The sequence below is a fragment of the Pseudomonas sp. Arb-4-2C genome, assembly GCF_055755015.1.
In genome coordinates this window covers 1,675,649-1,688,327 of record NZ_CM146899.1, presented here as the reverse complement: position 1 = coordinate 1,688,327, position 12,679 = coordinate 1,675,649, and the positions used below count along the sequence as shown (strand labels likewise).

Annotated in this window: 14 protein-coding genes; 12 read left to right on the top strand and 2 right to left on the bottom strand. The window is 59.4% G+C overall.

What is annotated here, in order from left to right; genetic code table 11:
* Positions 1 to 99: 99 nt before the first annotated feature.
* The 4 genes from AC0J41_RS07775 (at position 100) to AC0J41_RS07760 (ending at position 3,339) form a co-directional block, all read left to right on the top strand.
* Positions 100 to 891, top strand: coding sequence for a lysostaphin resistance A-like protein (locus AC0J41_RS07775; RefSeq protein WP_473015057.1), 792 nt, complete (start codon positions 100 to 102; stop codon positions 889 to 891).
* 102 nt (positions 892 to 993) lie between these two features.
* The gene (locus AC0J41_RS07770) at positions 994 to 2,559 is read left to right on the top strand and encodes a methyl-accepting chemotaxis protein (RefSeq protein WP_025110374.1); all 1,566 of its coding nucleotides are present in this window, start codon (positions 994 to 996) and stop codon (positions 2,557 to 2,559) included.
* Positions 2,560 to 2,766: 207 nt separating this feature from the next.
* Entirely contained in the window at positions 2,767 to 2,913 is a 147-nt protein-coding gene (locus tag AC0J41_RS07765; RefSeq protein ID WP_165369536.1) for a hypothetical protein, read from the top strand.
* Between the two features lie 6 nt (positions 2,914 to 2,919).
* Positions 2,920 to 3,339, top strand: a complete 420-nt coding sequence (locus AC0J41_RS07760) for a type II toxin-antitoxin system YafO family toxin (RefSeq protein ID WP_473015056.1) — start codon at positions 2,920 to 2,922, stop codon at positions 3,337 to 3,339.
* A 117-nt stretch (positions 3,340 to 3,456) separates the two neighbouring features.
* On the opposite strand, the gene AC0J41_RS07755 is transcribed toward AC0J41_RS07760, so the two are convergent.
* Together AC0J41_RS07755 and AC0J41_RS07750 are read right to left on the bottom strand one after the other, a co-directional pair.
* A complete protein-coding gene (locus tag AC0J41_RS07755; protein WP_473015055.1) occupies positions 3,457 to 3,822 on the bottom strand; it encodes a DUF6124 family protein in 366 nt (121 codons plus the stop codon).
* Between the two features lie 1,158 nt (positions 3,823 to 4,980).
* Positions 4,981 to 5,658, bottom strand: a complete 678-nt coding sequence (locus tag AC0J41_RS07750) for an alpha/beta family hydrolase (protein ID WP_473015054.1) — start codon at positions 5,656 to 5,658, stop codon at positions 4,981 to 4,983.
* 95 nt (positions 5,659 to 5,753) lie between these two features.
* Here AC0J41_RS07750 and ccoN (AC0J41_RS07745) point away from each other — a divergent pair, with 95 nt between their 5' ends.
* The 8 genes from ccoN (AC0J41_RS07745) to ccoP (AC0J41_RS07710) all read left to right on the top strand — a co-directional run bounded on the left by ccoN (AC0J41_RS07745) (position 5,754) and on the right by ccoP (AC0J41_RS07710) (position 12,653).
* Complete coding sequence (gene ccoN, locus AC0J41_RS07745) at positions 5,754 to 7,178, top strand: cytochrome-c oxidase, cbb3-type subunit I (RefSeq protein WP_473015053.1); 1,425 nt, start codon at positions 5,754 to 5,756, stop codon at positions 7,176 to 7,178.
* A gap of 10 nt (positions 7,179 to 7,188) precedes the next feature.
* Positions 7,189 to 7,797, top strand: a complete 609-nt coding sequence (ccoO, locus tag AC0J41_RS07740; protein ID WP_008082031.1) for a cytochrome-c oxidase, cbb3-type subunit II — start codon at positions 7,189 to 7,191, stop codon at positions 7,795 to 7,797.
* A 5-nt stretch (positions 7,798 to 7,802) separates the two neighbouring features.
* Positions 7,803 to 8,000, top strand: a complete 198-nt coding sequence (locus tag AC0J41_RS07735) for a cbb3-type cytochrome oxidase subunit 3 (protein ID WP_248741074.1) — start codon at positions 7,803 to 7,805, stop codon at positions 7,998 to 8,000.
* Positions 7,997 to 8,950: a cytochrome-c oxidase, cbb3-type subunit III gene (ccoP, locus tag AC0J41_RS07730; protein WP_473015052.1), complete on the top strand. Its 954-nt coding sequence runs from the start codon at positions 7,997 to 7,999 to the stop codon at positions 8,948 to 8,950. The genes AC0J41_RS07735 and ccoP (AC0J41_RS07730) overlap by 4 nt, the downstream gene beginning before the upstream one ends.
* A gap of 481 nt (positions 8,951 to 9,431) precedes the next feature.
* Positions 9,432 to 10,874 (top strand): cytochrome-c oxidase, cbb3-type subunit I, encoded by a 1,443-nt coding sequence (gene ccoN / locus AC0J41_RS07725; protein WP_003223381.1) that lies wholly within the window; start codon positions 9,432 to 9,434, stop codon positions 10,872 to 10,874.
* Positions 10,874 to 11,482, top strand: a complete 609-nt coding sequence (gene ccoO / locus AC0J41_RS07720; RefSeq protein WP_025110367.1) for a cytochrome-c oxidase, cbb3-type subunit II — start codon at positions 10,874 to 10,876, stop codon at positions 11,480 to 11,482. The genes ccoN (AC0J41_RS07725) and ccoO (AC0J41_RS07720) overlap by 1 nt, the downstream gene beginning before the upstream one ends.
* 5 nt (positions 11,483 to 11,487) lie before the next feature.
* Positions 11,488 to 11,673, top strand: coding sequence for a CcoQ/FixQ family Cbb3-type cytochrome c oxidase assembly chaperone (locus tag AC0J41_RS07715; RefSeq protein WP_003175465.1), 186 nt, complete (start codon positions 11,488 to 11,490; stop codon positions 11,671 to 11,673).
* Entirely contained in the window at positions 11,670 to 12,653 is a 984-nt protein-coding gene (ccoP, locus tag AC0J41_RS07710; protein ID WP_025110366.1) for a cytochrome-c oxidase, cbb3-type subunit III, read from the top strand. The genes AC0J41_RS07715 and ccoP (AC0J41_RS07710) overlap by 4 nt, the downstream gene beginning before the upstream one ends.
* The last annotated feature ends 26 nt before the right edge of the window (positions 12,654 to 12,679 follow it).

Genomic DNA, 12,679 nt, shown 5'->3' with positions numbered 1-12,679 from the left:
CTTTGTGTGTTGTCCCCGCATCCCGCCGCACCTTTACTTGTCCCCACGCCTGCGTCCGTGTAGAAAGCCCTTCCACCCAATTCTGCACAAGGACTTTCGATGAAGGCGTTGCCTTGGCTCTATCTGGCACTTCTCAGCCTCGGTTACGGATGGGCGCTGAGTATTGGCCACCTCGGCTGGCTCGCACTGATTACTTTGGGTCTGTTGTTGATAACCGCTTTTGCCGTGCGCCAACAGCAGGTGCCGGTGGCGCGTCTGCTGGGGCATGCGGTGTTCATCTTCCTCGCCCTGTCGCTGGCGCTGCACTGGTTACCGGGGTTCGACAACGGTCGGGCCATTGCCCGGCTGCGGTTCACCGACGACGCCGTGCCATTCGTGATGTACCTGAATCTGGACAAGCCCTTGATCGGCTTCTGGCTGTTGCTGGCCTGCCCATGGATTGTCGCGGCACGCTCACTGCGTCAGGCGGCGTACGCCAGCGTCTTCGCCCTGACATTAAGCGCAATCCTCGCGCTGGGCGGCGCGCTATTGCTCGGGATGATTGCCTGGGCGCCGAAATGGCCCGATCAGGCATGGCTGTGGCTGCTGAACAATCTGCTGCTGGTGACACTGGTCGAGGAAGCACTGTTTCGCGGCTATATACAGGGAGGCCTGAGCCGGCTCTTCAAGCACTTGCCCCATGGCGACAACCTCGCCCTGCTGCTGGCTTCGCTGGTCTTTGCCCTGGCGCACTTTGGCGCCGGGTGGCACTGGGTGCTGCTGGCGGGTCTGGCGGGGGTTGGCTATGGTCTGGCCTACCGTTTTGGCGGCCTCGGCGCGGCGATTGCCACGCACTTTGGGCTGAATCTGCTGCATTTTGGCCTGTTCACTTATCCGATGCTCGCCGGCTGAGACAAGTGCCGTTTTGCGACGCCGTGCTGAATATTGAAAAAAAATTTCAATAAAAAGCTGTCACCGCCGACAACCTTTCAAAGCCTTGCGGATTGAAAAACCATGCGTAATAACCAGCCCATTACACAACGCGAACGGACTTTCCCGGCTCAGCAGCGGTTGATTTCCACAACCGACGCCAAGGGCGTGATCACCTACTGCAACGACGCTTTCGTCGAGATCAGCGGGTTTTCGCGTGAAGAGCTGATCCGTGCGCCGCACAACCTGGTCCGTCACCCCGACGTCCCGGCTGCGGTGTTCTCGCACATGTGGGGCACACTGAAACAAGGCTTGCCATGGATGGGCATTGTCAAGAATCGCTGCAAGACCGGTGACCATTACTGGGTTAACGCCTATGTAACACCGGTGTTCGACGGCAATCAGGTGGTCGGTTACGAGTCGGTGCGGATCAAACCCACCGCCGAACAGATCCGCCGAGCCGAAGCGCTCTACCAACGCATCAACCAAGGCAAGTCGGCGATCCCTTCCAGCGATAAATGGCTGCCGGTGCTGCAGGACTGGCTGCCGTTCATTCTGGTCAGCCAACTGAGCTTCGTGATCGGCGCGACCCTGAACTCGCACTGGGGCTTCGCCCTCGCCGCCGGTCTGTCGGTGCCGCTGGGCCTGATGGGCCTGCAATGGCAGCAACGCGGGCTCAAGCGCCTGCTGCGTCTGGCCGAGCAGACCACCTCAGACCCGCTGATCGCGCAGATGTACACCGACAGCCGTGGCGCGCAGGCGCGTCTGGAAATGTCGATCCTCAGCCAGGAAGCGCGTCTGAAAACCTGCCTGACCCGTCTGCAGGACACCGCCGAACACCTGACCGATCAGGCCAAGCAATCCGACGCGCTGGCGCACAACAGCTCCAGCGGCCTGGAGCGTCAACGCGTGGAAACCGAACAGGTCGCCACCGCCGTCAACCAGATGGCCGCGACAACGCAAGAAGTCGCCAGCCACGTGCAGCGCACTGCTGATGCAACGCAGGAAGCCAATCGCCTGACCGGTCGTGGCCGTGATATCGCCGGGGAAACCCGCGAGGCCATTCAACGTCTGTCCGTGGTCGTGGGTGAAACCGGCCTGACCGTGACCCAACTGGCCAAGGACAGCGACGAAATCGGCGGCGTGGTCGACGTGATCAAAGGCATCGCTGACCAGACCAACCTGCTGGCTCTGAACGCTGCGATTGAAGCAGCGCGTGCCGGCGAGATGGGCCGTGGTTTTGCCGTGGTAGCCGACGAAGTCCGCCAATTGGCGCAACGCACCAGCGAATCGACCGGGCAGATCCATGCCTTGATCGCGAAGTTGCAGCAGACCGCGTCAAGCGCCGTGCAAACCATGGAAGCCGGGCATCGTCAGGCCGAAGAAGGTGTGGCGCGGGTGCTGGAAGCGGATCAGGCGTTGGTCGGCATCAGCGAAGCAGTGGCCAACATCACCGACATGACCACGCAGATTGCTGCGGCGACGGAAGAGCAAAGTGCGGTGGCTGAAGAAATCAGCCGCAACATCAGCAATATTTCGGAACTGGCGGACCAGACCTCGGAACAGGCGCATAACTCGGCGTTGCTGAGTGAAGAGCTGACGAAGACGGCTAATACGCAGTATTCGTTGGTGGAGCGGTTTAACCGCTGATTGTTCTGCAATACAAAAAACCCGGATAGCGAGAGCTTCCGGGTTTTTTATTGTGGCTCACGCGTGACTACACATTGGGGCGTCATGCCCTACAAACACGCCAGAATCCGCTGACTGGTGCGTTTTTTGGGAGGGCTCTATCGTTTGCCGGTAGATACCCAATCCCTTAAGCTGGTCAGTATGAATACATCTCCTTTGGAGGCTCCGATGGCCACCACCAGAAAGATCGACAAGCCGGTTAAAAAAGTCATTCGCGATGAACTGACTTTTCTTGATGTCCGGCAAGCCGCGCGTGATGGGCAGAAAGCGTTCGATAAATATGTGATCACTGGCAAGCTACCCATAACAAAGTAGCCATAGATGCCAGCAGTCAAAATCTCTGCGCTTTTCGAACAAATCAACAACTGCAAAAACTTCGCCGCTCATTTTTATAACTACAAAGTGTGCGGTGAACTGCCCGTTCTTTTCGGGCGAGACGAACGACTCGACCTCAGCGATATGCACCACATCCACCTGGCCAGCACCCAAGCGAACCAGTCGCGGTGGGCGAAAATAGACCGCCAGTATTATCGAACTGCCCTGATTGACGATCCTGACAACGACTTCTGGCTTATCTACGCCTACGATGCTTTCCGGGATGAATACCTTTTGCTGACAATCACTGGCCCCGATGCCCATAACCGGAGTGAGTGGGGTTCATTTCTGCGCACGGTGCATTGCGAGATTGTTGAGCCATGGGTTTTGGGAAAAATCATCTATTCCGACCTCGACGACTTTTGATTAACTGGCTGGCCGGTTCTCGGAAAATGTATTGAGTGGGTGATAACAAAAAAACCGGATAGTGAGAGCTATCCGGTTTTTTATTTTTGATTTGGCGTTACACGCGGTTACCAGCGATTACTGCTGTAAACATAGCCTGTCCAGCAGTCGATTCACCAGCAACTCGTTCAACATGATCAGCTGTTGCAGCGCCAGCAGCGGTTTGCGCTCTGGGCCGCCGATCGAGTTGGCGATGTTGCCGGCCATGGCGTGGGCGTATGAAAGCGACTCGCTCGCTTCGACCAGCAGGGTTTCGTCATCCAGCGTGGGGTCGACGAGATAGACGGGGCGAAATCTGGACGAGTTTTGGGGAGCGCCCAGGTCTTCGGGTTTGAGGTAATAGTCGAGGGCGCGATCGGTGGCCTCTTTGACCTTTTGCGGATCAAGCGCGGGGGCGTGGGGGATTGGATCTGTGTGCGGTGGGTTTGGTGTGATTTTGAACATGGATGAAGTCTCGTATCGAAATAAATAAGAGCCATCACCCTCGCTACCAAACGATGGGTGGCGGCCATGCGCGGGTTGGTAGACCGGTCGATACGGAAACCCGGCGCTCACGAATGAGCCCCACGCATGTCCACCATATAAAACGCAGCCGCAAAAATAAGGCTGAATAAGGTGGCGCCATACGGCGGTACCGAATCGGGCTACCAAACCCGATCACTGTTTTTCAGTGACAGGGAAACGATACAACCACTTCATAGCCGCGTAAGCCGGCGGATTCTGGCGTACGTGTAGGTAATGGCGCAAGGTGTTGTAGCCCTTATCACGTAACGCTTCGTGTAATGTAAACGGGGCATGAAGAGCCGGAAATTGTCCTCGATTTGGGCGGTGACTGGGCCGCCACTTTCGCGAGCAAGCCCGCTCCCACAGTTGGATTGGGTGGACTCAGGTGGAGATTGGTCGGCTCGTAGGCCGCCATCGCGAGCAGGCTCACTCCTACAGTGGGAATGGGTGTGCTCAGTGGGGCATTGGTCGGCTCGTAGGCCGCCATCGCTGGCAGGCCAGCTCCCACAGTTGTAATGAGTGGACTCAGGTGGAGATTGGTCGGCTCATAGGCCGCCATCGCGAGCAGGCTCACTCCTACAGTGGGAATGGGTGTGCTCAGTGGGGCATTGGTCGGCTCGTAGGCCGCCATCGCTGGCAGGCCAGCTCCCACAGTTGGAATGAGTGGACTCAGGTGGAGATTGGTCGGATCTTAGGCCGCCATCGCGAGCAGGCGAAGGCCTACGGCTTTGATTTGTGTATCCCCCACGCGGCAAAGCCGCCCCACTCAACAGGATGAGCGTTAGCTCGGCTGCAGCTCTTGATCTTGATCCACGGGCGACGTCGGAAGGCTGAGTGGAGGGATTGATCCGGGGGTGGGAGCGCAGCGACCGTTTGGCGAAGCCAAACACATCGAGAGGAGGTGCAGCGAAGCAAACCGTAGGCGATGCGCCCGGATCAATCCCGGAGCGAAGGGACCCCGAGCCTTAGCGAGCGGGCCGCACGTAGGAGCAAGCGTTTTTTTGCTTACTTTTTTGAGGCGTTTGTCAAAAAAGTGAGTCGCCGTAAGGGCGAAACCCTAAGCAGCCATAACCGCAGCAACGGATATACACCCAAACCTCAACGAAGAAACGCAGCCACCTTCTGCGCGGTGCTAGCCAAATGCTGCTCATGCGTAAACCCGGAAACCTTGAGCGGCTTCAAATCATGATCCCCAGCGGCCAACCAAAACACCTCAATACTCGGCGATAGATCGTAAGCCCCGACAGCGTCCCGATTGCCAAGAGCATCCCGCTCCCCCTGAACAATCAGCGTCCGAGTCCGCAAAGAACCCAAATGCTCAACCCGAGGCTTCTCCGGCTTCCCCACCGCATAAAACGGATACCCCAGACAAACCAACGCATCAGCGCCCAACTCGTCGGCCAAGAGACTGGCTATCCGCCCCCCCATCGACTTCCCGCCAACCGCCAAAACCCCAGCGACATGACGTCGCACTTCAGCGAAAACCTCACGCCAGCACTCCTGCAATTTCCCCGCAGGATTCGGCGGTCGCTTGACCCCATCAACCCGCCGCTGCGCCATATAAGGAAACTCAAACCGCAACACGTTGATACCAAGCCCCGCAAGGCGCCCAGCCATATCGTTCATCCAGTCACTGTCCATAGGCGCCCCTGCCCCATGCGCCAGGATCAACGTCGCCTCAGCCTCGCCATCAGCGGCATTCCAAAGCCACCCACGATCCCGCACGCACTGCGCCCATTGATCCCCGTCAATACTGGCCTTGTGCTGTTTGTCCATGCTTGCCTCGCTTTTAGTCTGCCTATAACTCCAGGCGAAGGATTCGCGGCGTTTTCTGCGCGCGCTCACTTCGGCTGAACCGTGGATGGGGAACCATGAACACTTCTATCAGTACCGCCTACAACTACAAGGTGGTCCGCCAATTCGCCATTATGACGGTGGTGTGGGGCATCGTCGGCATGGGGCTCGGGGTTTTTCTCGCCGCCCAATTGGTCTGGCCTGAACTCAACTTCAATTTGCCCTGGACCAGTTTCGGCCGTCTGCGCCCGCTGCACACCAACGCGGTGATCTTCGCGTTCGGTGGCTGTGCGCTGTTCGCCAGTTCGTTCTACTCGGTGCAACGCACCTGCCAGACGCAATTGTTCGCGCCGAAAATCGCCGCGTTCTGCTTCTGGGGCTGGCAGCTTGTGATTCTACTGGCAGCCATCAGCCTGCCGCTGGGCTACACCAGTTCCAAGGAATACGCGGAGCTTGAGTGGCCGATCGACATCCTGATCACCATCGTCTGGGTCGCCTACGCGATCGTGTTCTTCGGCACGATCATGCAGCGCAAGACCAAGCACATTTATGTGGGCAACTGGTTCTTCGGCGCGTTCATCATCACCGTGGCGATCCTGCACATCGTCAACAACCTTGAGTTGCCGGTGAGTTTCACCAAGTCGTACTCGGTGTACGCCGGTGCGACCGACGCGATGGTGCAATGGTGGTACGGCCACAACGCCGTAGGCTTTTTCCTCACTGCCGGTTTCCTCGGGATGATGTACTACTTCGTGCCGAAACAGGCCGAGCGTCCGGTGTATTCGTATCGTCTGTCGATCGTGCACTTCTGGGCACTGATCACTTTGTACATCTGGGCCGGCCCGCACCACTTGCACTACACCGCGCTGCCGGACTGGGCGCAGTCGCTGGGCATGGTGATGTCGCTGGTACTGCTGGCCCCGAGCTGGGGCGGCATGATCAACGGCATGATGACCCTGTCGGGCGCCTGGCATAAGTTGCGCAGCGACCCGATCCTGCGCTTCCTCGTGGTATCCCTGGCGTTCTACGGCATGTTGACCTTCGAAGGTCCGATGATGGCGATCAAGACGGTCAACGCCCTCTCCCACTACACCGACTGGACCATTGGCCACGTACACGCCGGCGCACTCGGCTGGGTGGCGATGATTTCCATCGGCGCGCTGTACCACATGATCCCGAAAATCTTCGGCAAAGAGCAGATGCACAGCGTCGGCCTGATCAACGCGCACTTCTGGCTCGCGACCATCGGCACCGTGCTCTACATCGCTTCGATGTGGGTCAACGGCATCGCCCAGGGCCTGATGTGGCGCGCAGTGAACGAGGACGGCACGCTGACCTATTCCTTCGTCGAAACCCTGGTGGCCAGCCACCCAGGCTTCGTCGTGCGGCTGATTGGTGGGGCGATCTTCCTCAGCGGCATGTTCCTGATGGCTTACAACACCTGGCGCACCGTGCGGGCCTCGCAGCCTGCTGACGTCGTTGCTGCCGCGCAGATGGCCTGAGGAGTCCGCCATGAAACACGAAACGATTGAAAAGAACGTCGGCCTGTTGATGTTGCTGATGGTGTTCGCCGTGAGCATCGGCGGCCTGACCCAGATCGTCCCGCTGTTCTTCCAGGACGTCACCAACAAACCGGTGGAAGGCATGAAGCCCTACACCGCGCTGCAACTGGAAGGCCGTGACATCTATATCCGCGAGGGCTGCGTCGGTTGCCACTCGCAGATGATCCGCCCGTTCCGCGCCGAAACCGAACGCTACGGACACTATTCGGTGGCCGGTGAAAGCGTCTGGGATCACCCGTTCCTCTGGGGCTCGAAACGTACCGGTCCGGACCTGGCCCGGGTCGGCGCGCGTTACTCGGATGACTGGCACCGCGCGCATTTGTACAACCCACGCAACGTCGTACCGGAATCGAAGATGCCAGCCTACCCATGGCTGGTCACACAAGCGGTCGACAGCAGCCACACCGAAACCAAGCTCAAGGTCATGCGCACCCTGGGCGTGCCGTACACCGACGACGACATCAGCGGCGCAGTGGCCAGCCTCAAGGGCAAGACCGAGATGGACGCCCTCGTCTCCTACCTGCAAGTGCTTGGCACTGCGATCAAGAGCAAGAGGTGATCGAGATGGCCTTAGAAATGAGCGCGGGGCTGATTCGCGGCCTCGGCACGGTCGTGGTGTTCGTGGCCTTCGTCGGCCTGACCCTCTGGGTGTTCAATCGCAAGCGCACGCCGGAATTCGCCGAAGCGCGCCTGCTGCCGTTTGCCGACGAACCGCAACCCGACCCAACCCCTGCAACTGAAACAAGGAGTACCCGGCCATGACCACCTTCTGGAGTACGTGGATCTGCGTACTGACCATCGGCAGCCTGATCGGCCTGACCTGGCTACTGGTCGGCACCCGCCGGGGCGAGACCAAGGGCAGCGTCGACCAGACCATGGGCCACAGCTTCGACGGCATCGAGGAGTACGACAACCCGCTGCCGCAGTGGTGGTTCATGCTGTTCGCCGGCACGCTGGTGTTTTCCGTGGGCTATCTGATCCTCTATCCGGGCCTGGGCAACTGGAAAGGCATTCTGCCGGGTTACGAGGACGGCTGGACGGGCGTGCACGAGTGGGAAAAGGAAATGAGCAAGGCTGACGCCAAGTTCGGGCCGATCTTCGCCAAATTCGCCGCCATGCCGGTGGAAGAAGTGGCGAAAGACCCGCAAGCGCTGAAAATGGGCGGCCGCCTGTTCGCTTCAAACTGCTCGGTGTGCCACGGCTCCGACGCCAAGGGCGCCTTCGGCTTCCCTAACCTGGCTGACAAGGACTGGCGTTGGGGCGGCGATGCCGAGACCATCAAGACCACCATCATGGGTGGCCGGATGGCGGCAATGCCGGCCTGGGGCGAAGTGCTCGGTGAAGCCGGGGTGAAGAACGTCGCGGCGTATGTGCGTCATGAACTGGCCGGCCTGCCATTGCCTGCCGACAGCAAGGCTGACCTGCAAGCCGGACAGCAAGCGTTCAGCACCACTTGCGTAGCCTGTCATGGGGCAACCGGCCACGGCACTGAAGCCATGGGTGCGCCGAATCTGACGCACCCGGCCGGATTTATCTATGGCACTAGCCTGACCCAACTCGAGCAGACCATCCGCCATGGCCGCCAAGGCCACATGCCGGCGCAGAACGAGCTGTTGGGCAACGACAAAGTGCAATTGCTGGCGGCTTATGTGTACAGCCTGTCGCACGGATTGAATACAGAAAAACTGATTACTGAAGACAACAAACAGTAAGCATTGCGTACACCTCTGCCGCACCGTTCTCGGTGCGGCAGCACCCAGCCCCTTTGCGACGCATTGTCGCACCCCTTCGTACCCTCTCCTTTCGGATCCCCCGATTCGGGTCTACGCTTGCTCGATGCGGACTGGCCCGTGCCGGTTCCAGGTCGACCTTGAGCGATGTGTTCGACAAATCGCCTGACTGACAGAGCGCAAAGCCCGGTAGATACCGGCTGTCGCGCCAATGACCGTCCGTCACCCGATCACTGCGTTCGAACACACCTCGTTACAACTGACCTGAACCCCTCGCTTTTTTCGTCCGCTGCGACATTTTGTCCGAGGCCAATTTTGTCCTTACGCGGCGCATGGAAAGGCCGCAGAATCAGCGTTGGAAAGCATTGACCCAGGTCATGGCGCGTTGCAATGACCCCCTGCTCTCTGCATACTTGCGGCCGATTTTAATCCTAATAAAACACCCAAACCGTGGAACCTTAGAATGAGCACAGCAATCAGTCCGACTGCTTATAACTATAAGGTAGTCCGCCAGTTCGCCATCATGACGGTGGTCTGGGGGATCCTTGGCATGGGGCTCGGTGTCTTCATCGCCTCGCAACTGGTCTGGCCGGAATTGAACTTCGGTCTGCCGTGGACGAGCTTTGGACGCCTGCGCCCGTTGCACACAAACCTGGTGATTTTTGCCTTTGGTGGCTGTGCACTGTTTGCCACTTCCTACTATGTCGTGCAGCGAACCTGCCAGACGCGACTGATCTCCGACAGCCTCGCGGCCTTCACCTTCTGGGGCTGGCAAGCAGTCATCGTCGGCGCGATCATTACCTTGCCGCTGGGTTACACCACCACCAAGGAATACGCGGAACTGGAATGGCCGCTCGCCATTCTGCTGGCGATTGTCTGGGTCTCCTACGGGCTGGTGTTCTTCGGCACCATCACCAAACGCAAAACCAAGCACATCTACGTCGGTAACTGGTTCTACGGCGCGTTCATCGTCGTTACCGCGATGCTGCACATCGTCAACCACGCCTCCTTGCCGGTCAGCTTCTTCAAGTCCTACTCGGCTTACGCCGGTGCGACCGACGCGATGATCCAGTGGTGGTACGGCCACAACGCCGTGGGCTTCTTCCTGACCACCGGCTTCCTCGGGATGATGTACTACTTCGTACCGAAACAGGCCGAACGTCCGATCTACTCCTATCGCCTGTCGATCGTGCACTTCTGGGCGCTGATCACCCTGTACATCTGGGCCGGCCCGCACCACCTGCACTACACCGCACTGCCGGATTGGGCACAATCGCTGGGCATGGCGATGTCGATCATCCTTCTGGCGCCAAGCTGGGGCGGCATGATCAACGGCATGATGACCCTGTCGGGCGCCTGGCATAAGCTGCGCACCGACCCGATCCTGCGTTTCCTCGTGGTCTCGCTGGCGTTCTACGGCATGTCGACCTTCGAAGGTCCGATGATGGCAATCAAGACCGTCAACTCGCTGTCGCACTACACCGACTGGACCATCGGCCACGTACACGCCGGCGCACTCGGTTGGGTAGCGATGATCTCGATCGGCGCGATCTACCACATGATCCCGAAACTGTTCGGTCGTGCGCAGATGCACAGCGTCGGCCTGATCAACGCGCACTTCTGGCTCGCGACCATCGGCACCGTGCTGTACATCGCCTCGATGTGGGTCAACGGCATCACCCAGGGCCTGATGTGGCGTGCGATCAACGATGACGGCACCCTCACCTACTCGTTCGTCGAAGCGCTGCAAGCCAGCCACCCGGGCTACATCGTCCGTGCCCTGGGCGGTGCATTCTTCGCCAGCGGCATGCTCCTGATGGCTTACAACGTCTGGCGCACCGTGCGCGCCTCGAACCCGGCTGAAGCCGAAGCCGCCGCCCAGATCGCTGTCGTTGGAGCTCACTGATGAAGCATGAAGCTGTCGAGAAGAACATTGGCCTGCTGGCCTTCTTCATGGTCATCGCCGTCAGTATTGGCGGCCTGACCCAGATCGTTCCGCTGTTTTTCCAGGACGTCACCAACAAGCCGGTCGAAGGCATGAAGCCGCGTTCGGCGCTGGAACTGGAAGGCCGCGACATTTACATCGCCAACGGCTGTGTCGGCTGCCACTCGCAGATGATCCGCCCGTTCCGTGCTGAAACCGAACGCTACGGCCACTACTCGGTCGCCGGTGAAAGCGTCTGGGATCACCCGTTCCTGTGGGGTTCCAAGCGTACCGGTCCGGACCTGGCCCGTGTCGGCGGTCGTTACTCCGATGACTGGCACCGTGCGCACTTGTACAACCCGCGCAACGTGGTGCCTGAGTCGAAAATGCCGGCTTACCCGTTCCTCGTGGAAAACAAGCTCGACGGCAAAGACACGGCCAAGAAAATGGAAGTGTTGCGCACGCTCGGCGTCCCTTACACCGACGAAGACATTGCCGGTGCAAAAGACGCTGTGAAGGGTAAAACCGAAATGGACGCGCTGGTGGCCTATCTGCAAGGCCTGGGCACCATCATCAAAAGCAAACGGTGATCTAGATGGATATCGGGATGATTCGTGGCCTGGGCACCGTTGTCGTGATGGTGGCCTTCATCGGTCTGGCGCTGTGGGTGTTCAGCCCCAAGCGCAAGTCGGAGTTTGAAGACGCGACCTTGCTGCCTTTCGCGGATGATCCCGAAGCCATCAAGCACGTCGAGCAAGCTTCTAGGAGTAACAAAGAATGACTACATTCTGGAGTCTGTACGTCACAGTCCTCAGTCTCGGTACGATCTTCGCCCTGACCTGGCTGCTGCTGTCGACCCGCAAGGGCCAGCGCAGTGAACAGACGGAAGAGACCGTGGGCCACTCCTTCGACGGAATCGAGGAGTACGACAACCCGCTGCCGAAATGGTGGTTCATGCTGTTCGTGGGCACCATCGTGTTTGCGCTGGGCTATCTGGTGCTGTACCCAGGCCTGGGCAACTGGAAAGGCCTGCTGCCTGGCTACAACTACCTCGATAACGACAAGCAGACCGCGTTCGCCAACGGCAAGACCGGCTGGACCGGCGTTCACGAGTGGGAAAAGGAAATGGCTCGCTCGGACGCCAGGTTCGGTCCGATCTTCGCCAAGTTCGCGGCCATGCCGATCGAAGAAGTCGCCAAGGATCCGCAAGCACTGAAGATGGGGGGCCGCCTGTTCGCCTCCAACTGCTCGGTCTGCCACGGCTCCGACGCCAAGGGCGCCTATGGCTTCCCGAACCTGACCGACGCCGACTGGCGCTGGGGCGGCGAACCGGAAACCATCAAGACCACCATCATGGGCGGTCGTCACGCGGTGATGCCGGCCTGGGCCGACGTGATCGGTGAACAAGGCGTGGCGGACGTGGCTGCATTCGTGGTGAGCAACCTCGATGGCCGCAAGCTGCCGGAAGGCACCAAGGCTGACGTTGCCAACGGCCAGAAACTGTTCGCCGCCAACTGCGTGGCCTGCCACGGTCCGGAAGGCAAAGGTACCCCGGCCATGGGCGCGCCTAACCTGACCCACCCGGCCGCATTCATCTACGGTTCGAGCTTCGCGCAACTGCAGCAGACCATCCGTTACGGCCGTCAGGGCCAGATGCCTGCGCAGGAACAACTGCAAGGCAACGACAAGGTGCACCTGCTGGCAGCGTATGTTTACAGCCTGTCCCACGGTGATAAACCAGCGGAAGCCGAGGCCCAGTAAGGCCAACGCCTGATGCAAGGAAAAGC